Genomic DNA, 23,889 nt, shown 5'->3' on the forward strand with positions numbered 1-23,889 from the left:
TCAGTCCCGGCCCTCGTCCAGCATCGCCCTGAGCCGCGCCAGGGCGCCGGCCTGGCTGTCGTCACACCCGTGGCCTTGCCAGAAGTTGATGAAATCCTCGAACCGCTTCCTCCCCGACGTCATCGTCCCGGCGGCGGTGACGGCGTCCAGCAGATCGCTCGGGCGGATCTGCGACCAGCTCAGATCCCCATAACTGCTGATGTCGATCAGAATCCGGTTCAGGTCGTCCGCGCTCGGCCGCAGCCCGGTCACCATCGACGGGGTGGCGATACCGATCTCGCCGCGGGCCTTCTCACGCAGTGACTCGATGATCGGGTCGAGTTGTGCCGGATCCCGGTCACGATGGGTCCTTGCCACCTCGTGCAGGAAGGCGGGCTCGCCGGCCGCGTCCACGACCGGGCGCAGGCCCGGAAACTCCGCCAGCAGGTGGGGATAGGTCAGGGCCAGCACGGCGATCGCCATGCCGTCGTGGCCGCTCGGCTTCTCGCCGGGCAGCAGGGCTTCCCGCACGATGCGCCGCACGGTGCCGGGGTCCAGGTGAGGCAGGTCCTGGAGCACGCATTTCGCCAGCAGTGACCTGCTGACAACCAGCGGTTCCACCGGGCCCGAGGTTTCGAGCCAGCCGAGCAGCGTCCGGTAGAACTCCTCGTCGTAGGGCGCCATCCGGCCCATCGCGGACGCCGGCCACCGCCAGGCGATCAGACCCACGACACGCTGGTGGAAATCCCGCTGGAACGGTGTGATCGTCTCGCGATAGAACTCGCCGGACTTGTCCGTGTGGAACGTGGCCCAGCCGGACCGGAGAACGCTCTCCAGCAGGATGTCGCCTGTCAGGACGGATTGGGTCAGCTCGACCGGCGCCGACTGCGCCGCGCCGAGGACCAGCAGCTCGTCCCGCCTGTGCAGTTGCTGGAAGAAGCTCTTCTGCACCTCGTCGTCGAGGCCGCTGCGCCACAGCCGCACCGCCGACTCGATCCCCGGGCCGTCCGCTCCGCGCAGCTCGCCGATGTCGACTCCGGCCGGACGGCAGAGCATGGCCAGCAACACCAGGTTCGCCGAGTAGGCGGCGCTGCGGTTGACCACGTCGAACGGCGTCGGCCGGTAGGCGTCGTCATCCGCGCGGCGCCGGACCGTGCGGAACAGCTCCAGGCACACCTCGGCGAACGCGGCCGTGTCCTCAGCAGTCCTACTCGTGATCATCTGTTGGAGGAACGAGATCACCTGCTCGCCGTTGGTGAGCGGCTGGTGGGAGAGCACCGCCCGCAGCAGCCGATCGTCCGGCGCCGCGCCGGTGCTGTCCTCCCGGGACAGCCGCCAGTGCGCCACGACGGAGCTGAGCAACTCCACGGTCCGCTCGGCGACCAGGTATTCGGCGAACGTCGCGTGCAGGAACTCGTAGGATCGCCGCCCGGAACTGCGGGCCGGATCGTCGGTCTGGGCCACGTGCACGAAGAAGAACGCGCCGGCCGTGCCCTGTGCCCGGCTCACCGGTTCACCCGGCCCGGCGTCGCGGCGCTCCTGCGGGTGCAGCGCGTCCAGGTCCGCCTCGAGGTCCTTCTCGCTGACGAACTGCCGTTTGCGGTTGAACATCGCGAAGGCCACCGTGGCCAGGTCACGACGGCTGGACCTCTCCAGTTTCCGGAACTCGGTCTCACCGAGGTGGGCTCGTGCCTTCTCCCGGACCTGGCGCCGGATGAACTCGTCCAGCAGGCGCCGGTACAGCTGATCGGTCGACAGGTCGGCGGCCGCCAGATCCCCGGCACCGGCCGCATAGACCGCCAGCATGACCAGCAGCAACGGTTGCTGGGCCAGTTGCCGGTGCCGCCACAGCTCGGCCGTGGTCAGCGGCCGGAAGGTCGGCTCGTCCCGGTTCACCCGGTTCCAGACAGCGGTCCAGCGGTCGACCTGGGCCTCTTTGAAGGGTTCCAGCTTGACCACGAGCGTGCCGTCGCGGACCACGGTGCGGTCCATGACCAGGGTGCGGGAGGTGATGACGACGACGACCGGCCGCTCCTGGTCCCATTCCTCCCGCTGGAAGGCGGCGGCCGAGTCCACGTAGTGCGACTGGGTGACGCCGGTGGCCTGCACCAGCTCGTCGAAGCCGTCGAGCAGGACCACCTTGGTGGTGTCGGCGGCGCGGCGCAGGTCGCCCCAGGTGATCCGTTCCTTGGTGATCTGCTCGATCGCCGCCTCGGCCTGCTGGTAGACCGGGGCGTCCGGGTTCACCCGCCGCAGCGGTACCCGGATCGTGGTGAACGCCTCGGTGGGCAGCCGGGCGGCCAGCACCTCGGTCAGCAGTGACTTGCCCGCGCCCGGGTGCCCGAGAATGATCAGCGGCTGGTGCGCGCTCTCCGGATCGGCGAGGTAGGCGGCCATGAAGGCGTCGAGGCCGTCGCGGACCTCCCGGCCGTGCCACCAGGACTCGTCACCGAGCCGGGCGTCCTTGTCGTGGACCGCGAGCCGGAACCGGGGGCTGATGAAGCCCGCCTCCACCGTCGGGAACCGCAGTCCGTCGGGGGCCGGGGTGTCGGAGCGCCACAGCAGCTTCTGCAGACCCTGGACGTGGTGCCGTTCCAGCGCGCGGACCGCGTCGCCGGCCGGCGTCGGCATGTCGACCAGGCCATGGAGCAGGCCGGCCAACTCGGTCAGGGTCTCGGACTGGCCCCGGACCTCGGCGCGGGTCGCGGCGTGTTCGTCGAGCTGGGACCAGATGGCGAACTCCGGGACGTCGGCGGCCAGCCGGACATAGCGTTCCTGATAGATGGCGAGGGCACGGGCGACGGACGGTCCCGACGACATCGAATGGACGCCACGGCCGGCGGCCAGGCCGCCGATGAAGTCGCTGAAGACGCCACCCATCTGGGCCAGGGCACGCTCGACGGCCGGAAGGTTCTCCCGGAAACCGGTCAGCGCGCCCGGCATCGGCGGCGCGGCCGAGCCGAAGTGCTCGCGCGGCAGGCGGGCGATGTGGCGTTTCTCGTCGTCGGTGAGTTCCAGGGCGGTGAAGCGTTCCTCGCCGGCCTCCTCGGCGACCGCGTCGAAGAAGGACGACAGCACCAGCACCGTGTGGGCGGCCTCGATCAGCTCGTAGTGGCGGCGCCCGCGGCTGGCCCGGATCCGGGTGGGCGCCGCGCCGACCAGGTCGCGCAGCAGGGTGTTGGCCTCGCCCTTGGCGTCGAACCAGGACAGTACGCCGGGGACGAACGGTGCCGCCACCAGCAGCGCGCCGCCGGCCACGCGGCTCAGCAGCGCCACGCGGTCGTCGCCGCCGGTGAGGGTGCGTACCGCTTCCGCATAGGACAGTCGGGATCTGGCCACGAGCTGAGGGTATCGGCGCTCGCCCCGGCCTGTCGGGGACACGAACGGGGCCGGCCGATGAGTTCGTGGGGGACGGCGGGTCCCAGAGGGTATGACGGCCAGCTTTGCGCTCGGCGCCGAGTTCACGCGCGCGGACATCCCGGTGGTGTGCGCCTCGCTGATCCGGCTGGCCGCCACGCTCGGGGACGGTGAGATCGTCTGCGACGTCAGCGCGGTGACCAGGCCGGACGTGGTGACCGTTGAGATGCTGACGCGGCTGGCGCTGGCCGCCCGCCGGGCCGGCGGGCGGCTGGTCTTCACGGGTGTCAGCGCCGAGCTGCGGCAGCTGATGGAGCTGCTCGGGCTGCGCGAGGTGCTGCTGCCCGGCGAGGGCTAGCGCTCACGGCAGGTGGGTGGGCAGGCCGAACAGCGGGAACAGTGCCGGCGCGTCGCGGATGAAGGTGTTGTCGAGGAAGTTGTTGACGGTGGCGATGCGGCCGTCGTGGATCTCCAGGACGATGATCGCCCACGGGTCGTGGCCGGCGCCGGTGGTGCTGCGCCGGTACTGGGCGAAGGCGGGCAGGCCGTTGGCTGTCACCGGGAGCAGGCGGGAGCCCTCGCAGCCGATGCCGGCGCCGGACATCCAGGCGCGGATGTCGGTGGTGCCGCGCAGCCACAGCGGCAGCGGCGGCATGTTCAGGACGGCGTCCTCGTGCAGCAGGGCGGTCAGCGCCGTCAGGTCGTACGCCTCGAAGGCCGACACGTAACGCCCGAGCAGCGCCTTCTGCTCGGCGTCGAGGGGCTGGTGCAGGTCGGCGCCGGTGTCCGCGGCGGCGATCGTGGCGCGGGCCCGCTGCAGGGCGCTGTTGACGCCGGCCACCGACGTGCCGAGCAGGTCGGCGACCTCCTGCGCGGACCAGGCGAGCACCTCGCGCAGGATCAGCACGGCCCGCTGCTTGGCCGGCAGCAGTTGCAGCGCCGCCACGAACGCCAGGCGGATCGACTCGCGCTCGGCGACCAGGTTCGCGGGGTCCGTACCCTCGGGAAGCACCCTTTCGTCCGGGACCGGCCCCACCCAGATCTCCTCCGGCCGGGGCTCGCCGCCGTGGGTCGCGGTGCCGGAACCGGCCGGGCCGAGGTCCATCGGCCGCACCCGGCGCTGCGCGCTGCCCAGCATGGTCAGGCAGACGTTGGTGGCGATCCGGTACAGCCAGGAGCGCAGCGCGGAGCGGCCCTCGAAGTTGTCGATACCCTTCCAGGCGCGGATCATCGTGTCCTGCACCGCGTCCTCGGCCTCGAAGCTGGACCCGAGCATCCGGTAGCAGTAGCCGGTCAGCTCCGGCCGGAACACTTCAAGCTGTGCTGCCACATCAGTCACGCTGCAGAAACTACCTTCCCGGGAAATTCCTTCGCCAGTCGCGATGAGTTCGCCGCATCCCGCCGGTCTACCCCGCGACACTGAGCAGAACGACGAAGGAGCTCGACATGACCGGCCGGTACGCGGACGTCAACGGCATCAACCTGTACTACGAGATCCACGGCGAGGGCAGCCCGCTGATCCTGCTGCACGGCGGCCTCGGCTCCGGCGAGATGTTCGCCGCGGTCCTGCCCCAGTTCGCCGCCGAGCACCGGGTGTACCTGGTCGACCTGCAGGGACACGGCCGCACCGCGGACATCGACCGGCCGCTGGAGATCCCGCTGATGGCCGACGACGTCGCCGCGCTCATCGGCCACCTGGGCCTGGACCGGCCGGACGTGGTCGGCTTCTCGCTCGGCGGCGGTGTCGCCCTGCAGGTGGCCATCCGCCACCCGGAGAAGGTCGGCCGGCTCGTGTCCGCCTCGGCCGGGATCCGGCGCGGCGCCACCTACGCGGAGATCCTGGAGCAGCAGGGCCAGGTGACCGGTGCCGCCGCCGAGTTCATGAAGGACACCCCGATGTACGAGCTGTACGCCCGGGTGGCGCCGCGCCCCGGGGACTTCCCCCGCCTGCTCGACAAGATCGGCGCGGCGATGGCGCAGGACTTCGACTTCACCGAGCAGGTCCGTGGACTGCGGGTGCCCACGCTCATCATGGCCGCCGACGCCGACATGTGCCCGCCGTCGCACTTCGTCGAGGTGTTCGCCCTGCTCGGCGGCGGGCAGCGCGACGGCGGCTGGATGGGTGAGGGCCGGCCCGGCGGCGGGCACGCGCTCGCGATCCTGCCCGGCCTCACCCACTACAACCTGGTCGACTCGCCGCTGTTCGCGACGACCGCCCTCAGCTTCCTGGCGCAGAAGAGCTGACGTAGTCCCGCAGGTGCTGGGCGGTGAGGGTGGCCGACTCGGCGACGAGCTCGGCCGGCGTACCCGTGAAGACGACCTTGCCGCCGTCCTGGCCGGCGCCGGGCCCCAGATCGATGATCCAGTCCGCGTGGGCCATCACCGCCAGGTGATGCTCGATGACCACCACCGTGTTGCCGTCCTCGACGAGGCGGTCCAGCAGGGCGAGCAGCTGGTCCACATCGGCCAGGTGCAGGCCGGTGGTGGGCTCGTCGAGCAGGTACGTGACGGTGCCGCCGCCCATGTGGACGGCCAGTTTCAGCCGCTGCCGCTCGCCGCCGGACAGCGTGTTGAGCGGCTGGCCGAGGGTGAGGTAACCGAGGCCGACGGCGGCGAGCCGGTCCAGCACGGCCCGGACCGGCTTCTCGGTGAAGAAGTCCAGGGCGTCGCTGACCGGCATGGCCAGGACCTCGCTGATGTCGCGCCCGCGCAGCCGGTAGCCGAGGACCTCGGCGGTGAACCGCTTGCCCTCGCACTCCTCGCACACGCTGGCGACACCGGCCATCATGGCCAGGTCGACGTAGACCAGCCCGATGCCCTTGCAGTTCGGGCAGGCGCCGGCCGAGTTGGCGCTGAACAGGGCCGGTTTGACACCGTTGGCCCTGGCGAACGCGGTGCGGACCGGGTCGAGCAGGCCGGTGTAGGTGGCCGGGTTGCTGCGCCGCGAGCCGCGGATGGCGGACTGGTCGACCACGACGACACCCTCGCGCCGCGGCAGCGAGCCGTAGATCAGGGAGCTCTTGCCGGAACCGGCCACGCCGGTCACGACGGTCAGCACCCCGCTCGGGATGTCGACGGAGACGTCGCGCAGGTTGTGGGTGGTGGCGTTGCGGATCTCGATCTTCTCCGAGGAGGAACGAACGTTCTCCTTCAGGGCCACCCGGTGCGACAGGTAGCGGCCGGTGAGCGATCCACTGGTCCGCAGATCGCCGACCGTGCCCTCGAACTGAACCCGGCCACCGGCCGGGCCGGCACCGGGACCGAGGTCCACGACATGGTCGGCGATCGCGATGGTCTCCGGCTTGTGCTCGACGACCAGGACGGTGTTGCCCTTGTCGCGCAGGCGCAGCAGCAGGCCGTTCATCCGCTGGATGTCGTGCGGGTGCAGGCCGACGGTCGGCTCGTCGAAGACATAGGTGATGTCGGTGAGGCTGGACCCGAGGTGGCGCACCATCTTCACGCGCTGCGCCTCGCCGCCGGACAGTGTCGCCGACTCCCGGTCGAGCGACAGGTAGCCCAGGCCGATCTCGACGAGCGAGTCGAGGGTGTGCCGCAGGTTGGTCACCACCGGGCCGACCGACGGCGCGGTGATGCCGGCGAGGACGTCCGCCAGGTCGCTGACCTGCATGGCCGAGCACTCGGCGATGTTGCGGCCGTCGATGCGGGACTCCAGGACGGCCGGCTTGAGCCGGGTGCCGCCGCAGTCCGGGCAGGGGGCGAACGTGGCGGCACGATCGATGAACGCCCGGATGTGCGGTTGCACCGACTCACGTTCCTTGGTCAGGTACATCCGCTGGACCTTGGGCACCAGACCTTCGTAGGTGGTGTTGATGCCGTTTACCCGTACCTTGATCTGCTCTTTATAGAGAAGTTCAGACATTTCTGATTCGGTGAACAACGCGAGCGGCTTGTCCGGATCGAAGAAGCCCGACTCGGAATACGCCTTCACATACCAGCCGTCCACACTGAAGTTGGGAACCGTGATCGCACCCTCGTTGATCGACTTCGAGCGGTCGATCAGCTGGTCGACGTCGATCGAGGACACCTTCCCGAGGCCCTCACAGGTGAGGCACATCCCCTCGGCGTTGAACGAGTACGCCAGCGCGGAACCGGCACTGGGCGACCCCAGCCGGCTGAAAAGGATCCGCAACATCGTGTACGCGTCGGTCGCCGTCCCCAGCGTCGATCTCGCGTTCGCGCCCATCCGCTCCTGATCCACGACGATCGCCGCGCTCAGATTGTGCAGCGCGTCGACGTCCGGCCGCGCCGGGCTGCCCATGAACGACTGAAGGAACGCCGAATACGTCTCGTTGATCATCCGCTGGGATTCGGCGGCGATGGTGCCGAACACCAGCGAGGACTTGCCCGAACCGGACACCCCGGTGAAGACGGTCAACCGGCGTTTCGGCACGTCGAGCGAGACGTCGCGAAGGTTGTTCTCCCGGGCCCCGCGGACCTGGATGACATCGTGGCTGTCTGCGATGTGGGTCACCGGGGAAAGTTACCCCGGCTCGCGGTCAGAACCTGTCCGCTATCCGGCCCGGCGGCGCGCCCGCCGCGCGGCCAGCTCGTCACCCTCCGGTGAGGAGTCCGGCGCGTCCGAACCCACCGGCTGCGGCACGGCCGGCTCGGCCGGCAGGTGCGACAGCGAACCCTGTATCTCCTTGAACGCACCGCCGATGGCGATGCCGAACACGCCCTGACCGCCCTGCAGCAGGTCGACGACCTCCTCCGGGGACCGGCACTCGTAGACCGTCGTGCCGTCCGAGATCAGCGTGATCTCCGCGAGGTCGTCGACACCGCGTGAACGCAGGGTGTCGATGGCCCGCCGGATGTTCTGCAGCGACACACCGGCGTCCAGCAGTCGCTTGACGACCTTCAGAACCACCAGGTCACGGAAGGAGTAGAGCCGGGACGTGCCGGAGCCGGAGGCGTCCCGCACACTCGGCACCACCAGCGTGGTCCGGGCCCAGTAGTCGAGCTGGCGATAGCTGATCCCGACCGCCTGGCAGGCGGTGACCCCGCGGTATCCGACCGAGCCGTCCTCGCCGAGAAGTGGTCCTTCCAGAGGCTGCTCGTGCACGCGACTACCTCCCCGCTGCCCATGATCAAGATCTGGGCGGTGTGCCGGTTCACCTGGACTTCACGAGCGTATATCTCAGGACGAGGCGAAACATGGAGGTAACCGCACGACACGCCGCTTTCGGAGGAGCGGCGGCTCTCGATCCCTTAACCGGCGAAGTCCTCGGGACGAACCTGGTCGAGGAACTCGCGGAACTTCTCCACCTCGTCCTCCTGCTCGTCCGGGATGACGATGCCGGCCTCGGTGAGCACCTGGTCCGCGCAGCGGATCGGCGCACCCACCCGCAGCGCCAGGGCGATCGAGTCACTCGGCCGGGCCGACACCCGCAGGCTCTCGCCGATCAGCAGGTCGGCGTAGAAGACGTTGTCCTTCAGCTCGGTGATCTCCACGGCCTTCAGCGGTGCCTGCAGCGCCGCGAGGATGTCCCGGAGAAGATCGTGGGTCAGCGGCCGGGCCGGCTTGACGCCCTGCTGCTCGTACGCGATGGCGGTGGCCTCCACCGCCCCGATCCAGATGGGCAGGTACCGGTCGCCGTCAACCTCCCGCAGCAACACGATCGGCTGGTTGCTCGGCAGCTCCACCCGTACCCCGACCACGCTCAGCTCGCGCACCGCCCGCCTCCGTGTCGTTGTGTTGTCGCCGCGCTGTCGCACAGCCGCCCCTACCTGCACGGTACACGCACACCATCGGAAACCGACCCGCGCGGGATACCCCCCACAGGGTAGGCCGAACCGGCGTCAGCGCCCCAGTTCGCCGCGCAGTCCGGAGCGGACCAGCGCCGCGTGCAGCCGCTGCGAGAGCGCCTGCAGCTCACGTGCCGTCTCGGTCGCCCGCGCCCGGGCAGCCGGGTCCTGCTGGCGCACCATCGGCGCCAGCAGTTGTGCGAACAGGCCCACCTCACGATCGGCCGCGTTGCGGAACGCGCGCAGGTGCCGGCCCTCGAGGCCGTACCGTGTGAGACCCACCACCGCCTCCACGATGATCACCGCGTCGGCGTCGTACCACCCCGGCGGGCGCGCGGTGACCAGGCCGATCTGTTCCAGCTCGGCCAGCAGCGCCTCCTCCACCCCGGTGCGCTCGAGGAGGTCCGCCTTCGGGATCCGGGTGTCCGCCGGGTCCGCGGCGCGCTGCGTGCCGACCGCCACCAGCGTCGGGCGCTGCGGCACGGCGGGCTCCTGCTCCAGCCGGTCCAGCTGCTCGCGGATCACCCGCAACGGAAGATACTGATCGCGCTGCGCGGTCAGCACGAACCGCAGCCGGGCCACGTCGTTCCACGAGTACTTGCGGTACCCGGAGGCGGTTCGCTGCGGGTCGACCAGACCCTCCGCCTCCAGGAAGCGCAACTTCGAGATCGTGGTGTCGGGGAACTCGGTGCGCAGATGTGCCAGCACCTCCCCGATGCTCATCAGCGCACCCTCACGCCCGTCCTGAGGGCGCGAAGCCCCCGGATCACGCGCGGCCGCCCCCGACGACGTCACGCCCGGCCGCCCTCGCCCTCCGGGCGCGGACCGGCGATGAAGACCAGACGGAACTTGCCGATCTGGACCTCGTCGCCATTGCTGAGCGTCGCGGCTTCAACCCTTTCGCGGTTCACATACGTACCGTTGAGCGAGCCGACGTCGCGGACGGTGAAGGTGCCACCGTCACGGTGGAACTCGGCGTGGCGGCGCGACACCGTCACGTCGTCGAGGAAGATGTCACTGTCCGGGTGCCGGCCGCTGGTCGTCACGTCGTGATCGAGCAGGAAGCGCGCGCCCGCGTTCGGGCCGCGGCGCACGACCAGCAGGGCCATGCCGGGCGGGAGCGAGCCGGACATGCGGCTGGGCACCACGTCGGTCTCTGGTCCCTCGAGCACCTCGTCAAGGGCGCCAAGGTTCAGCGTGGACGTGACGTCGAGTGGGGGGAACTCGTCGTCTGGGCGCGTCATCGGACCACCTCACGGATCAGTTGGTCGTCGCCTGGCGGCTTCGCCGAAGGCCGATTCGGCCCGACGCACGACTATCGGTTTCAAAGGGATAACAGTTGCTCCGCGAGCCTAGTCAGCGCCAATATCGCTGGGCAACCGGACTCGCGGAGACCAATTGACTTCCGTTCAGATCCGGCGCGTGCCGGATCCGAACTCAACTCTCGGTGATAGCCCGGTAAGCGGCCGCGTCCAGCAGAGAATCGAGCGCCGCCGGATCATCCGGCGCGATCTCCACCAGCCACCCCGCCGCATACGGCTCGCCGTTGATGATTTCCGGCTCATCGGTGAGAGTGGCGTTGCGCGCCACCACGGTGCCCGCGATCGGCGCGTAGATCTCCGAGACGCTCTTCGTCGACTCGATCTCACCCAGCGAGTCGCCCGCCTGCACGACCGTGCCCTCCTCGGGCAGGTCAACGAAGACGATGTCGCCGAGAGCGTCCTGCGCGAAGTGGGTGATGCCCACCCGCACGGGCCCGCTGCCGTCACCGGCCACCCACTCGTGCTCCGCGGTGTACCGCAGATCTTCAGGAATCAACGCTTCCTCCGTAAATCACGAAACCGGACGCGCGTACTGCAAGGTTGCCGCCTTACGCACCTCGGTCACTTCGACCAGTGAACGCGAGTCCATGGTCACGCTACCGCCGTCGTTCTGCACCGACGCCACCACCCCGCCCGGGATCTGCAATGCCGTGCGCATCGTGTCCGGCTGCCCGATCACCAGAAGCCGGAACGGACCGGTGAGATGTTTCCCGTCCGCCACGATCCCGCCACCGGTGGCGTCCACGAAATAGCTCGACGCGACCACCCGTACCGCCGAGCCGTTCGCACCGTTGAGCTGCATCACCTCGCCGCGCGCCCCGCGCAGTTCCTGCACGGCGTTCAGGATGTCCGAGGCCTTCACCCGGTCCAGCAGGATCTCCAGGCCCGGCCCGCGCCCGGCCACCGTCCCGGCCAGCAGACCCAGCTCCTCACCACGCTTGGTCGCCTCCGCCAGCGCCGCCTCACGGCCCTGGACACCCGAGTTGAGCTGCTGCCGGGTGCTCTGCAGCGCCTGGATGTCGGCCAGCAGGCGGCTGTCCTGCGCCTCCAGGTCACTCAGGATCCGGACCAGGTCCTCCTGCCGCGCGGTCGCCAGCCCGTGGTCCGCGTCGTTGCTGCGCAGTTGCACGACGAGGGTGAACCCGAGCAGCGCCAGCAGCACCCAGATCAGGGTTCCGGCCGGGGCGGGACGCTTGATCCGCAGACCACCGCCAGCAGGTTCGGGCTCTTCAGGATCAAGATCACTTTCTTCGGGTACGGGAGGAGCACTCTCGTCTTCACCCGTTAGTGGCTGCTCCGTCACGACCTTGGAGCTGTCCATGGGCACCGTCGGCTCGTCGCCTCTTGCCTCGCTGTCGGTCATCGCCAGTCCTATGCCCGGAAGAGGTGCCTGCGGATCGCCGCGACATTACCGAAGATCCGCACGCCGAGCACGACCACGACACCCGTCGACAGCTGCCCGCCGACACCCAGTTGGTCACCGACGTACACGATCAGCGCGGACACCAGAACGTTGGAGATGAACGAGACGACGAACTGCTTGTCGTCGAAGATCCCGTCCAGTTTGGCCCGCACCCCGCCGAACACCGCGTCCAGCGCCGCCACCACCGCGATCGGCAGATACGGCACCAGTTCCGGCGGCACCGACGGGTTGAACACGATGCCCAGCAGGACACCGGCGAGCAGGGCCAGTACAGCGATCATCGGCCGCCTTCCGAGGCTGAACCGGACGGCACGGGAGACAGGGAGCCGGCCGGCGACGACGAGCCCGACGGGGCGGGCGGGGCAACACTCGGTTCGGCGGCGCGCAGCTTCAGCTCGGCCGCCGCGTCCAGAGTCACGTTCTTGACCTCGGCCACGTCGAACGACATGCCGTAACGGTCGGAAAGGGTGTCGAAGAACTGGCCGGCGTACCCACCGCGGAACTCGTCGGCCAGCTTGGCGGGACCGATCGCCACCACCTCGTACGGCGTAGTTACCGGACGGACACCGACCAGGATCGCCTCACCGGCCTGGCGGATCGTCGAGGTCACGGTCAGGCGCTCCCCGTTGATCGCGATCGCCTCGGCACCCAGCGACCACAGCGCGTTCGCCGCCAGCTGCAGATCGGTGTCCTTCACCTGGCCGTCGGTCCGGCGCTCCCCCGTGACGGCGTCGATCGACGTCGGGCCGTCCGCCACCGTGATCTTGGCGCCGTTACCGCGTACCGTCTCAAGCCCCGCCGCCGCGGCCAGATCACGCAGCTGGGCCACCGCGGTCTCGCCCAGCTCGCGCTCGCGCAGCTCGGCGACCTCACCGGAGAGCTTGTCCGCCCGCGCCTGCAGGCGCTCGGTCTCCTCCCGGCGCCGCTCCACCTGCTCGACCAGCTCCTGGCGCGCCTGCGTGCGGGCCGGCTCCTCCTCCATCGTCTGCCGGTAAGCCACCACCAGCAGGAAACCGATCAGCAGGAGCACGACGGCCGACGAGGCACCGGCCACCCGCTTGCGCGTCCCGCTCCGGCCGCCGGTCCGCTCGCGGCGCGCGGCTGCGTCGGCATAGCCGGGGTCGAGCGGATTGCGGAACAGCTCGGTCAGGAAGTCCGGCGCATAGGTCCGTTTCCCCGAACCGCCGTCCGGATCCCTTTCTCCCGAACCGCCGTCCGGATCCCTTTTCCCCGGGCCGCCGTCCGGATCCGGAACCGTCACGGCTCAACCGTCTCGGAGCGCAGCATCTGGACGGCCTGGACGATGTAGAGGCCGGCGGCCGCCCAGTAGAGCCCCAGCGCCCACCAGGCCAGGCCCCAGCCGACCGGCACGGCCCACCAGTCGATCGACGGCACCGCCTTGGCCAGCAGAATGATCGGGAACGCGGCGAGCAGCAGGAACGTGCCGGTCTTGCCGACGTAGTGCACCGGCGGCGGGCCGAAGCCACGGCGCCGCAGGATCAGCAGCACCACGGCCATCACGGCCTCGCGCAGCAGCAGTGCGCCGGTGAACCACCACGGCACCACGTCGCGGACGGTGAAGCCGATCAGGGTGGCCAGGATGTAGAGCCGGTCGGCGAACGGGTCGAGCAGCTCACCCAGCCGGCTCACCGAATTCGTCCGGCGGGCGATGTAGCCGTCGACCCAGTCGGTCGACCCGCCCACGGCCAGCACGATCACCGCGGCGATGTCCTGCTCCGCGACGAGCAGCAGGTAGAGGAAGAGCGGCACGCCGAGCAGCCGCAGGAAGCTGATCACGTTGGGCAGGGTGAAGATGCGGTTGGAGGTCTCGATGGACGGCGCAGGCTGCTGCGACATCGCGACTTCCTCTCCCCCTCGGCCCGGCGTTGCATCGCCGCCCGCGTCCCCCGGGGCGGCAGCGCGCCGAGCAACTATAACCAGCCGCGTCTTCCCCACCGACGCGCAGTCACACCCTCTAAGGCTTCCTAGGAGGCTAGTTCACTGCCGATCACCGTGCGAAGGCGGGGTGGGCGGTCCGCCGTCCGGCCACCCGATATCGCCCAGTCGGCCGGAACACGGTCGCTGTGTCCAGGTCGGCAAGATCTGCTACCCAACCATCACATCAGGTGACAAAGGCGCCCTAATTGACGGCGTTTTGCCCGCATTGACCAGGCCTTCGGGGCCACTGACGCGCTGCACGACGTTTGTCAACGTGTTCGTTGAATCGTCAAGCTGTTAGACGTGCGTGCAACGACTCACTCGCTCACGGACGTCGACGAGGCTCGTGCCGTACTGTCACGGCACTTCTACGCGATCGACGTGGACGTGATCCGCTGGCCGAAGGCCTGGACCGCCAGCTTCGCGATCGCCGGCGACCCCGGCGTGACATTCGGCAACCTGCGGTTCGGCGTGGACGTGCGCGTCGCCGCCGGCGAGCTGAACAGCTACCACGTCAACATGCCCCTCGCCGGCGGCTTCAACTGGCACCAGGGCCGCGACGAGATCCTCCGCGCGACCACCGACCGCGCCGCCGTCCTGCACCCGCTCGGCGACACCGTCATCGACCAGTGGGACGGCGACTGCCGGATCCTCGCCGTCAAAATCAGCCTCACGGAGCTGGAGAACCAGCTCTCCGCCATGCTGGAACGCCCGATCCGCGGCCCACTCGACCTCGGCCGCGAACTCGACCTGACCCGCGGCCCCGGTGCGACCTGGGCCCGGCTGGTCCGCATCATCGCCGAGGACACCGGAACCCCGTGCGGCCTCACCTCCCACCCGGTGGTCGGCGCACGCCTGCGGGAAAGCATGATCACAGGCCTGCTGCTGTCGACCGGTCACCGTTACCGCGACCAGCTGGAGCGCCAGCGCCCGGTCCTCGCCGCGCCGGGCGCGATCAAGCGGGTGGTCGAGGCGATGCGCGCGCAACCGGGCCGCCCGTTCACCGTGGCCGATCTCGCGGGCATCGCCGGCGTGGGCGTGCGGTCACTGCAGCAGAGCTTCCAGCGGTACGCGGGGATGCCCCCGATGGCCTACCTCCGCCAGCTCCGCCTGGGCCTGGTCCACGACGAGTTGCGCCACGCCCTGCCCGGCACGACCGTCGCGCAGATCGCCTACGGCTACGGCTTCACCCACGCGGGCCGCTTCGCCGCCGTCTACCGCCAACGCTACGGCGAGGCCCCGGTAGACACCCTCCGCCGCTAACCCCACGCGCGCCCCACCCCACCCCCCACCCCACCCACCGTGTCGAGTTCGGCCCACCCACAAACCCCAACTCCACACACCAAACGCACCCCACCCCACCGTGTCAAACTCGGCCCACCCACAAACCCCAGCTCCACACACCAAGCGCACCCCACCCCGGCGTGTCGAGTTCGGCCGACCGAGGCGCCCGAAACTCACACGCGCGGGTGAGGCTGTGGTGGCCGCCTCAGCTGGGCCACGCCACGACACCTGCCGCCCGAGTCAGCTGTGCGCGCGGTTGACACCCGGGTCAGCCTCGGCACGCCGCGAGACGCCGCCCGGGTCAGCTGCGCCGCGACATTCCACTCGGTGCCGCCCGGGTAGACAGAACGCGCGTTCTGTCTACCGAGCAGCGCAGCAGAAAGAACGATCGTTCTGCCTCCAAAGCACACACAGGACCGAGCAGCGAGAAACGGCTGCGCCCCGGACAAGACAGTGAACCTCAGGCCTAGCGGCGTCAGGGGCGGCCTCGGCGGGCCCGGACGTAGTCGTCGATGACGTAGCGGCCGAGTTCGCCCGGTTCGGGGCTGAAGACGCGGCCGCCGTTGCGCTGGGCGACCGCGCTGACGAAGCGGCGCAGGCCCGGGTCCTCGCCGAGCATGAAGACGTTCAGGGTGGCGCCGAAGCGGGTCAGTTGGTCCACCTCGCGGACGGTGGCCTGAACAGTCTCGGACAGCGGTGGCCACCAGAAGACGGCCTCGCCGTCGTCCTCCAGGTGGGCGGTGGGTTCGCCGTCGGTGACGATCAGGACGACGGGTTCGGCGCCCGGGTGGCGGCGCAGGTGGCGGCCGGCCAGTTTGAGGGCGTGCTGCAGGTTCGTGCCCTTCTCCACGGTTGGCTCGATGGCGGCGAGTTCGCCCTGGGAGAGGTTCTGTGCGTATTTGCCGAAGCCGATGACCTGGAGCGCGTCCTGCGGGTATTTCGTGGCGACCAGATGTGACAGGGCCAGGGCGGTCTGTTTCATCGGGCCCCAGCGGCCGTCGGCGTACATCGAGTAGGACAGGTCGACGCAGAGCGCGACGGCTGCTGAGGCGCGGCGTTCGGTTTCGGCCACCTCGAAGTCCTCGGGCCGCAACTGAACGGGCAGCGGCTGGACCGTGGCGGAGGACGCCCGGCGGCGGACCGCGTTGCCGATCGTGCGGACCACGTCGAGTGGCTGGTCGTCGCCGAACTCCCATCGCCGGGAGGAACCGATCAGGTCGCCCGCCGCGCCGGCGTCGCGCATGTCGTGCTCGCCGCGCTTGCCGGCGATGTCCCGGAAGATCTGCGACAGCGCGGTCTGGCCGAGCCGCCGCAGTGCTTTCGGGGAGAGGACGAGCCCCTCGGCGTCGCGCTGCACCCAGCCCTGGCGGCGCAGCTCGCGTTCGAGCTCGCGCAGCCGGCGCAGGTCGTCGGCGGCGCCGCGGCCGAGCTGGCGTTCGACCGCCTCCACGTCGACGTCGTCCAGGGTGGCGCCCGGGTGCTCCTGGCCGAGCTGGTCGATCAGCTCGTCCAGGTCGGCGATCTCGCCGAGCGCCGAGGCCGCGTCGCCGTACCCCAGATCGTTCGGGCCGCGCATGCGCTCGCCGCGTCCCCAGTTGAGGTTGGGGCGCAGCGCGCGCAGGTTGTCGGTGAGCTCGCCGAGCTGCCCCCGCAGCGGCCCGTCACCGAGTGCCTGCTCCATCAGGCTCTGCAGCTCCTCGCGCTGCTGCGGGCTGAGCGAGCGCATCAGCCGCTCGGCCGCCGCCGCCTGCCGTGCGAGGGAGTCGATCAGCTCCTCGACGTTGCCCGGATTGTCCGGGAAGAACCGGCCGTGCTTCGCCATGAACTCCCGGAAGGCGTCGTCAGTGTCCTCGCCCCGCGCATGCCGCCCCAACAGGTCGTTCAGATCAGCCAACATTTCGGAGATGTCGGAAAAGTCGCCGTCCTGCAACGCCTGCTTCATCCCGGCGAACCGCTGCGACACGACCTCCTGCCGCAACCCCTCCAGGATCTGCTCGTAGACGGCCCGCGCCTCGTCCGACGCCCACTGATAGTCGGACAGCTCCGAGACCGCCTGCGAGACCGACCGCGGCAGGCTGTCCAGCACCGCCTCGTTGAAGCGCGCCGCGTCGTCGTCCCGCGCGGCGAGCGCGTCCCGCTCGGCCGCCAGCGCCTGGTCGAGCATCTGCCGGGCACGGGTGACAGCGCCGTCCAGGTTGCCCCGGCGCAGGGCCTCGCGCCGGAGCCGCCGGGCCCGCTCGCGCAACGAGTCCAGCCCGCGGCCGTCCCGCGGCCCGCGCCGGATCAGGTCACGCAGCGTGTCCCGCAGGCTCTCGCCCTCCAGGACGCGCTCCCCCATCTCGTCGACCGCGGCCCGCACGTCGAAGGGCGGTGCCAGCGGGTCCGGCCCGTCGCGCCACGCCCCATATCGAAACGCGCTCATCGGTCAGCTCCCGTAGAGGGTGCGGCCGTCATCGGTGAGTTCCTTGGCCAGCCGGCGGGTGAGGTGCAGCCCCTCCAGGGCGAACTCCACCCCCGAGGCGGCCTGGCCGGGGCTCGGCGCGTCGCCGAGGCCGAGCCGGTCGAGGACCTTGGCCAGGCCCGGCACCGTGCCGATCTGCGCGAGCAGTTCCTCGGCGCTGACCAGGTCACCGGTCTCGATGATGGCGCCCTCGGCGACCAGGTCGGTGAAGCCGGACAGGTCCAGCCCGGCCAGCCGCGCCCGGAACGTCTCGGCGGTCGCCACCCGCAGCAGGTGCGCCAGGACCTCGGTCTCCCGGCCCTCCTCGCCGCTCTCGAACTCGACCTTGCCGCGCAGTGTCGAGGTGACCGAGACGGTGTCGCAGATCCGGGCCACCGCCTCCCGCTCACCGCGCAGGCCGGCCCGGCGCAGCGCGGAGGCGGCGACCGTCTCGGCCGCCGCGATCGCGAACCGGGCCGACACCCCGGAGCGGGAGTCGACCGACGGGGACTCGCGCACCGCCCGGGTGTAGCGGGCCAGCACGTCGATCAGGTGCTCCGGCACGGCCGCGACCAGGGCGGCCTCCTGCCGGATCAGGGCGGTCTCCAGCTCCAGGTCGACCGGGTAGTGGGTGCGGATCTCCGCGCCGAACCGGTCCTTGAGCGGGGTGATGATCCGGCCGCGGTTGGTGTAGTCCTCCGGGTTGGCGGAGGCCACCAGAAGCAGGTCGAGCGGCAGGCGCAGCTGATAGCCGCGGACCTGGATGTCGCGCTCCTCCAGGACGTTGAGCAGCGACACCTGGATGCGCTCGGCCAGGTCGGGCAACTCGTTCACCGCGAAGATGCCCCGGTTCGTCCGGGGCACCAGGCCGAAGTGGATGGTCTCCGGATCGCCCAGGGCGCGGCCCTCGGCCACCTTGATCGGGTCGACGTCGCCGATCAGGTCGCCGACGCTGGTGTCCGGGGTGGCGAGTTTCTCGCCGTAGCGCTCGGAGCGGTGCAGCCAGGACACCGGCAGCAGGTCACCGGCCTCGGCGGCCAGCCGGCGCGCGGCGGGGGTCAGCGGGTGATAGGGATGTTCGTGCAGCTCGGAGCCGGTGATGTAGGGGGTCCACTCGTCGAGCAGGCCGCCCAGCGCCCGGATGAGCCGGGTCTTGCCCTGGCCGCGCTCGCCGAGCAGCACCATGTCGTGCCCGGCCAGCAGCGCGCGCTCCACCTCGGGGAGCACGGTCTCGTCGTAGCCCACGATGCCGGGGAAGCGCGGCTCGCCGGAGCTGAGTCTCTGGAGCAGGTTGTCGCGCAGCTCCTCCTTGACGGTGCGGAACTCGTGCCCGGTGGCACGCAGCTCGCCCAGGGTGCGCGGAAGGCCGTCGGGTTGGTTCGGTGTGATCGCCTCTGTCACCGAACGAACGCTACTCCGGCCCGGTGACAAACATCGACTGTGCGAGCGCTGTGCCGGGCGACACATCCAGGCACGCGAGATTGGCTCTGGCTTGCGCCGGGCGAGGCGAGGCACGCTTCGCAGCATGACGGAAATTCAACGGTACGTGGCATTCAGCGCGGATCCCGACGGGGGCAACCCGGCCGGCGTGGTGCTGGACGCGTCCGGCCTCGGCGACGAGGCGATGCTCGCGATCGCGGCCGAGGTCGGCTACTCGGAGACGGCGTTCGTGACCGGCCGCCCCGCTGGTGCGTACCGGGTGCGCTACTTCAGCCCGCTCACCGAGGTCCCGTTCTGCGGTCACGCCACGGTGGCGACGGCGGTGGCGCTGGGCCCCGGCGACCACCTGTTCGTGACCAACGCCGGTGAGGTGCCGGTGTCCGTGACCGCCGGGGTGGCGACGCTGACCAGCGTGCCGCCGTCCGTCACGGACCTCGCCGAGCCCGACCTGGCCGCGCTGCTCGAGGCGCTGCGCTTCAAGCCCGCGGACCTGGACACCGCTCTGCCGCCCCGCGTCGCCTACGCCGGAGCGCACCACCCGGTCATCGCCGTAGCCGGCCGCGAGCGCCTGGCGGCCCTGGACTACGACGTGCCGGCGCTGACCGAGCTGATGACCGCGCGCGGCTGGATCACGATCCAGCTGGTGTTCCGGGCCGGCGACACCGAGTTCGACGTGCGCAACCCGTTCCCGGTCGGCGGCGTCTACGAGGACCCGGCCACCGGTGCGGCCGCCGCGGCGTTTGGCGGCTACCTGCGCGCACTCGGCCTGACCGGCGACGACGCCACGCTGCACCTGCGCCAGGGCGACGACCTGGGCCGCCCGAGCCGCATCACCGTCCGCCTCGTCGCCGGCGAACCCGGCGTCCGGGTCAGCGGCGCCGCCGTGCCGATCGAGGAATAGGCGGCGCGCGGGCGGACTTGGCACAGGACATGACGACAACCCAGTTCGACCCGCGCACACTGATCGCGGAGAGCCGGCTCGGTGTGCTCGCCACCATCAAGGCGGACGGCCGGCCGCAGCTCTCGCCGGTGACACACCACTACGACCGCGAGAAGGACCTGATCCACGTCTCGATCGTCGAGGGGCGCGCCAAGACCGCGAACCTGCGGCGGGACCCGCGGGTCAGCATCGAGGTGACCAGCAAGGACGGGTGGGCGTGGGCCACCGCGGACGGCACCGCCACGCTGATCGGCCCCGGCACCGACCCGCACGGGCCGGAGGTGGAGGCGCTGGTCGGCTACTACCGGGCGGCGGCCGGCGAGCACCCGGACTGGGACGAGTACCGGTCGGTCATGGTGTCCGACCGGCGGGTCCTGCTCGTGATCGCGGTGGAGCACGTCTACGGGGCGAAACTGGGCTGACTACGATGGCGTCCTGATGAGCGCCACGATGATCGCCCGGGAACTCGCCGCCGGGCACGGGGACCGCATTCTCTTCTCGGGACTGGACCTGGTGGTCGCGCCGGGAGACGTGATCGGCCTGGTGGGGGTCAACGGAGCGGGAAAGACGACGTTACTCCGTACCCTCGCTGGTTTGATCCCCACGGAGAGCGGAACCGTCTCACTCAGCCCGCCCACCGCCAACGTCGGATATCTGCCGCAGGAGCGGGAGCGGCGCGCCGGCGAGACCGTGCGCGCGTTCCTGGCCCGGCGCACCGGCGTGGCCGCGGCACAGACGGCCATGGACGCCGCTGCGGAAGACCTCGCGGCAGGCACCGCGGGCGCCGACGACCGGTACTCCGCCGCCCTCGAACGCTGGCTCGACCTCGGCGGCGCCGACCTGGAGGAACGCGCCTGGGCCGCGGCGGCCGAACTCGGGCTCACCGACATCGTCGACCTGCCGATGACCGCGCTCTCCGGCGGGCAGGCGGCCCGCGCGGGCATGGCGTCGCTGCTGCTCAGCCGCTACGACCTGTACCTGCTCGACGAGCCGACCAACGACCTGGACCTGGACGGGCTGGCCCGCCTGGAGGCGTTCACGGCCGGGCTGCGCGCCGGAGCCGTGCTGGTCAGCCACGACCGCGAGTTCCTCACCCGGACCGTCACGAAGGTCCTCGAACTCGACCTGGCGCAGCAGCGGGTGAATCTCTTCGGCGGCGGCTACGCCAGCTACCTGGAGGAGCGCGCGCGGGCCAGGGCGCACGCGCGTGAGCAGTTCGAGGAGTACGCGGAGAAGAAGGAGGACCTCCTGGAACGGGCGCGCACCCAGCGTGCCTGGATGGAGAAGGGTGTGCGCAACGCGCGCCGCAAGGCCACCGACAACGACAAGAACGTGAAGGCGTTCCGCGGCGAGACCAGCGAGAAACAGGCGGCCAAGGCCCGGCAGACCGAACGCCTCATCGAGCGCCTGGAGGTCGTCGAGGAGCCACGCAAGGAGTGGGAACTCCGCATGGAGATCGCCACCGCTCCCCGCGCCGGCGCGGTAGTGGCCACCCTGCGCGAGGCCGAGGTCCACCGCGGCGACTTCACCCTGGGCCCGGTCACCCTGCAGATCGACTGGGCCGACCGGGTGGCCATCACCGGCGCGAACGGCTCCGGCAAGTCCACGCTCCTGGCCGCCCTGCTCGGCCGCCTCCCCCTCGACCACGGCTCCCAGCACCTCGGCCCGGGCGTCGTGGTCGGCGAGGTGGACCAGGCACGCGGCCTGTTCCTCGGCCCCGACCCCCTGGCGGCGGCGTTCGGCGAGGCGGTGCCCGCCCTGTCCGACGCCGATGTGCGCACACTGCTCGCGAAGTTCGGCCTCCGGGCGGCCCACGTGCTGCGCCCGGCGGAGTCGCTGTCACCGGGCGAGCGGACCCGGGCGGCGCTGGCGCTGTTGCAGGCGCGCGGAGTGAACCTGCTGGTCCTGGACGAGCCGACGAACCATCTGGACCTGCCGGCGATCGAGCAGCTGGAGTCGGCGCTGAGCGGTTACACAGGGACGCTGCTGCTGGTTACGCACGACCGCCGCATGCTGGAGGCGGTCGAGACCAACCGCCACCTCGAGGTCACCGACGGCAAGGTCACCGGCTAGGGAGCACCACAATGATCGAGCTGACCGCCCTCGGCCGCACGCGGCTCAGGTACCCGGGGGAAAGCTTTCTGCTCCGGCGCTCGGTCGACGAGATGCCGGGAGAACCCCGCCCACGGGACTTCTGCGCCGTGATCGACACCGGGGCGGCGGCGTCGGGCTTCGCCGCGAGACTCGCGGCAGCCGAGCCCGACGTCGTGGTGCTCACCCACGACGACAACGACCACATCGCCGGTGCGCCTCGGCTCATCGGCGCTCTCGGGCGCCGGGCGCACGCACCGCAATTCTGGCTTCCCGCCGACTGGTCCTACCTCATCGACGCGCTGGAAGCCGTCGACGGCGACGCCGACCCGGCGCAGGAGCAGGAATTCCGCTCCGCGGTTCTTGAGGGCCGGCTGACAACCTCAGCGCCGGAACAGCCTGTGCCGGAACTGCTTTCGACGGACGAGCCGGAGCCGCCGGGCCTGTCGGTGTCCGGCGCCGGGGCCAGAGACGCCGACGACTGGTCACGCATAGCCGCCTCAGTGGCGGAAGCCGTGCGCGGCGACAGGGACATGGTCGAGCACTTTTCCGATGATTCGCCGGATTGGTCGGGTGAGCCGGAGGAGATCGCCACCCGTGTGGTGGACCGAGCGCGGGTCATCAGCGACGTCGTCGACGGTGCCCGCGCCCTGGGCAGCGCCGTTCACTGGTTCTCGGTCGACATCGAGTCCCCCACGGCCGCGCGGCGCCAGCCCTGGGAGACGTCGGGCGCGCCGGGTCGGCTGACATTCGTCAACGCCCGGCCGGTACGCCCGCCGGCAGTGACCCGGTCCTCGCCGCGGCTCCTGCTGTACGTCGCCCTGCTCACCGTGCAGAACCGCAGAGCTCTGGTTCCGTTCGTCCCACCCGATCCGTCCGCGCCGGCAAGCGGGGCCATCATCTGGAGCGACTCCAACGGCCAGGACGCCGACGTGAGCGGCAGGTCAGGCCGGACGCCGTGGCAACTGACGGGACTGATGAGCGCGCCGCACCACGGCTCACGTTCACCTGCCCACCGGGCCATCTGGGTCGCCCACGACCGTGCCGAGCGCGAGCAGGAGCGCACCATCCGGGTCCTGCTGAGCAACAACAAGCACAGCACCGCCTGCAGCTTCACCGACGTGACCCCGTGGGAGCGCGGATGCACCATCTGCCCGGGTGAGCGCGCCACCGCTCCTCGGCAGGACGTCCTGGCGGTCTGCAGCCAGTGGGGATGGCGCGTCGTCGACAACTGCACCGAACGAGGAAGCAACTGCTCCGTCACCTGACGCGAGAGTCAGTCTTCCGGCTCGTCGGGGGGCTGGAGTTCGGCGAGGCGGTGGCGGGCCGCTGCGAGGCCCTGGGTTACGACGGTGGAGAAGGTCAGTTTGTTGGAGAGGCGGGTGCCGCCGTCCCAGCCGGAGCCGAAGCGGTCCCACCAGGCCTGGCGGCGTTCGTCGAGGAAGAGGTCGGTGGTGAGGTTGCGCAGTTCGGCGTCGTCGATGAGGTTGAGGTCCCACATCAGGTGCCACTGCTGCATCCAGAGGTTGGAGTGGGAGTCGAGGATGACGGTGGCGTCGTCGCGCAGGGGGTCGCGCAGGACCAGGTGGGGCATCTCCATGGAGAGCTTGATGATCTCCAGCTGACGGTTGCGCAGGGTCAGCAGCTGTTCGGCGCGGACCTGGCGGTTCTGCAGGATCAGGGAGACGGCCACGCCGAGGATCGCGAGGGTGGACAGGATCGCGGAGATGCCGCCGTAGGCCTGGCCGATGTCGGACAGCTGCGACCAGTCGGTGCGGCCGTCGGCCACCCACTGCATGCCGATCGGCGAGAGCACCACCAGCGCCAGCACGGCGACCAGCGCGAACAGGATCAGTGACAGGCGCAGTAGGCGCAGGGTGTGGCGGTAGAGAACAGGCTCAGTGGACAC

The 23,889-nt window shown here is 70.5% G+C and carries 22 protein-coding genes; 7 read left to right on the forward strand and 15 right to left on the reverse strand.

Translation table 11 applies throughout. The annotated features are described in order from the left end of the window. The gene (locus AB0M02_RS29310) at positions 1-3,318 is read right to left on the reverse strand and encodes an AAA family ATPase (protein WP_364232471.1); all 3,318 of its coding nucleotides are present in this window, start codon (positions 3,316-3,318) and stop codon (positions 1-3) included. A gap of 91 nt (positions 3,319-3,409) precedes the next feature. On the opposite strand from AB0M02_RS29310, the gene AB0M02_RS29315 reads away from it, so the two are divergent. Then, a complete protein-coding gene (locus tag AB0M02_RS29315; RefSeq protein WP_364232474.1) occupies positions 3,410-3,694 on the forward strand; it encodes an STAS domain-containing protein in 285 nt (94 codons plus the stop codon). A gap of 3 nt (positions 3,695-3,697) precedes the next feature. Here AB0M02_RS29315 and AB0M02_RS29320 read toward each other — a convergent pair whose 3' ends face one another. Then, on the reverse strand, positions 3,698-4,675 hold the full coding sequence (locus tag AB0M02_RS29320) for a sigma-70 family RNA polymerase sigma factor (RefSeq protein WP_364232477.1): 978 nt from the start codon (positions 4,673-4,675) through the stop codon (positions 3,698-3,700). 107 nt (positions 4,676-4,782) lie between these two features. On the opposite strand from AB0M02_RS29320, the gene AB0M02_RS29325 reads away from it, so the two are divergent. Beyond that, a complete protein-coding gene (locus tag AB0M02_RS29325; protein WP_364232480.1) occupies positions 4,783-5,580 on the forward strand; it encodes an alpha/beta hydrolase in 798 nt (265 codons plus the stop codon). Here AB0M02_RS29325 and AB0M02_RS29330 read toward each other — a convergent pair. From AB0M02_RS29330 to AB0M02_RS29375, 10 genes are all read right to left on the reverse strand, one after another. Next, positions 5,555-7,828, reverse strand: a complete 2,274-nt coding sequence (locus tag AB0M02_RS29330; RefSeq protein WP_364232482.1) for an excinuclease ABC subunit UvrA — start codon at positions 7,826-7,828, stop codon at positions 5,555-5,557. The two genes, AB0M02_RS29325 and AB0M02_RS29330, sit on opposite strands and share 26 nt — an antisense overlap. A 39-nt stretch (positions 7,829-7,867) precedes the next feature. Next, positions 7,868-8,419: a MerR family transcriptional regulator gene (locus tag AB0M02_RS29335; protein ID WP_364232483.1), complete on the reverse strand. Its 552-nt coding sequence runs from the start codon at positions 8,417-8,419 to the stop codon at positions 7,868-7,870. 146 nt (positions 8,420-8,565) lie between these two features. Then, positions 8,566-9,030, reverse strand: a complete 465-nt coding sequence (locus AB0M02_RS29340) for a bifunctional nuclease family protein (protein ID WP_364232484.1) — start codon at positions 9,028-9,030, stop codon at positions 8,566-8,568. Between the two features lie 126 nt (positions 9,031-9,156). After that, positions 9,157-9,825, reverse strand: coding sequence for a MerR family transcriptional regulator (locus AB0M02_RS29345; protein ID WP_364232486.1), 669 nt, complete (start codon positions 9,823-9,825; stop codon positions 9,157-9,159). A gap of 68 nt (positions 9,826-9,893) precedes the next feature. Continuing rightward, positions 9,894-10,346 (reverse strand): FHA domain-containing protein, encoded by a 453-nt coding sequence (locus tag AB0M02_RS29350; RefSeq protein WP_014445292.1) that lies wholly within the window; start codon positions 10,344-10,346, stop codon positions 9,894-9,896. Between the two features lie 193 nt (positions 10,347-10,539). Continuing rightward, positions 10,540-10,920 carry a glycine cleavage system protein GcvH gene (gcvH, locus tag AB0M02_RS29355; protein ID WP_364232489.1) on the reverse strand — a complete coding sequence of 127 codons (381 nt, stop codon included), beginning with the start codon at positions 10,918-10,920 and terminating at the stop codon, positions 10,540-10,542. A 15-nt stretch (positions 10,921-10,935) separates the two neighbouring features. Then, complete coding sequence (locus AB0M02_RS29360; protein ID WP_364232492.1) at positions 10,936-11,787, reverse strand: DUF881 domain-containing protein; 852 nt, start codon at positions 11,785-11,787, stop codon at positions 10,936-10,938. An 8-nt stretch (positions 11,788-11,795) separates the two neighbouring features. Then, a complete protein-coding gene (locus tag AB0M02_RS29365) occupies positions 11,796-12,128 on the reverse strand; it encodes a small basic family protein (protein ID WP_360208438.1) in 333 nt (110 codons plus the stop codon). Beyond that, positions 12,125-13,108, reverse strand: coding sequence for a DUF881 domain-containing protein (locus AB0M02_RS29370; protein WP_364232495.1), 984 nt, complete (start codon positions 13,106-13,108; stop codon positions 12,125-12,127). The genes AB0M02_RS29365 and AB0M02_RS29370 overlap by 4 nt, the downstream gene beginning before the upstream one ends. Beyond that, on the reverse strand, positions 13,105-13,704 hold the full coding sequence (locus tag AB0M02_RS29375; protein WP_364232497.1) for a CDP-alcohol phosphatidyltransferase family protein: 600 nt from the start codon (positions 13,702-13,704) through the stop codon (positions 13,105-13,107). Before AB0M02_RS29375 ends, AB0M02_RS29370 begins: the two co-directional genes overlap by 4 nt. 384 nt (positions 13,705-14,088) lie before the next feature. On the opposite strand from AB0M02_RS29375, the gene AB0M02_RS29380 reads away from it, so the two are divergent. After that, a complete protein-coding gene (locus tag AB0M02_RS29380; RefSeq protein WP_364232500.1) occupies positions 14,089-15,048 on the forward strand; it encodes an AraC family transcriptional regulator in 960 nt (319 codons plus the stop codon). Positions 15,049-15,544: 496 nt separating this feature from the next. Here AB0M02_RS29380 and AB0M02_RS29385 read toward each other — a convergent pair whose 3' ends face one another. Both AB0M02_RS29385 and AB0M02_RS29390 read right to left on the reverse strand, forming a co-directional pair. Beyond that, the gene (locus AB0M02_RS29385; protein ID WP_364232503.1) at positions 15,545-17,491 is read right to left on the reverse strand and encodes a VWA domain-containing protein; all 1,947 of its coding nucleotides are present in this window, start codon (positions 17,489-17,491) and stop codon (positions 15,545-15,547) included. A 3-nt stretch (positions 17,492-17,494) separates the two neighbouring features. Further along, entirely contained in the window at positions 17,495-18,910 is a 1,416-nt protein-coding gene (locus AB0M02_RS29390) for a sigma 54-interacting transcriptional regulator (protein WP_364232505.1), read from the reverse strand. Positions 18,911-19,034: 124 nt separating this feature from the next. Between AB0M02_RS29390 and AB0M02_RS29395 the strand changes: the two genes are divergently transcribed. The 4 genes from AB0M02_RS29395 to AB0M02_RS29410 are packed head-to-tail and all read left to right on the forward strand — an operon-like array spanning position 19,035 to position 23,248. Beyond that, on the forward strand, positions 19,035-19,850 hold the full coding sequence (locus AB0M02_RS29395) for a PhzF family phenazine biosynthesis isomerase (RefSeq protein ID WP_364232507.1): 816 nt from the start codon (positions 19,035-19,037) through the stop codon (positions 19,848-19,850). Positions 19,851-19,879: 29 nt separating this feature from the next. Next, positions 19,880-20,311 carry a PPOX class F420-dependent oxidoreductase gene (locus AB0M02_RS29400; RefSeq protein ID WP_364232510.1) on the forward strand — a complete coding sequence of 144 codons (432 nt, stop codon included), beginning with the start codon at positions 19,880-19,882 and terminating at the stop codon, positions 20,309-20,311. Positions 20,312-20,327: 16 nt separating this feature from the next. After that, positions 20,328-21,962 carry an ABC-F family ATP-binding cassette domain-containing protein gene (locus AB0M02_RS29405; protein WP_364232512.1) on the forward strand — a complete coding sequence of 545 codons (1,635 nt, stop codon included), beginning with the start codon at positions 20,328-20,330 and terminating at the stop codon, positions 21,960-21,962. An 11-nt stretch (positions 21,963-21,973) separates the two neighbouring features. Next, the gene (locus tag AB0M02_RS29410; protein ID WP_364232514.1) at positions 21,974-23,248 is read left to right on the forward strand and encodes an MBL fold metallo-hydrolase; all 1,275 of its coding nucleotides are present in this window, start codon (positions 21,974-21,976) and stop codon (positions 23,246-23,248) included. 8 nt (positions 23,249-23,256) lie between these two features. Here the strand turns inward: AB0M02_RS29410 and AB0M02_RS29415 are convergent, their stop codons facing one another. After that, positions 23,257-23,889: a DUF6082 family protein gene (locus tag AB0M02_RS29415; RefSeq protein ID WP_364232516.1), complete on the reverse strand. Its 633-nt coding sequence runs from the start codon at positions 23,887-23,889 to the stop codon at positions 23,257-23,259.

The organism is Actinoplanes sp. NPDC051861 (assembly GCF_040681145.1).
GTDB lineage: Bacteria > Actinomycetota > Actinomycetes > Mycobacteriales > Micromonosporaceae > Actinoplanes.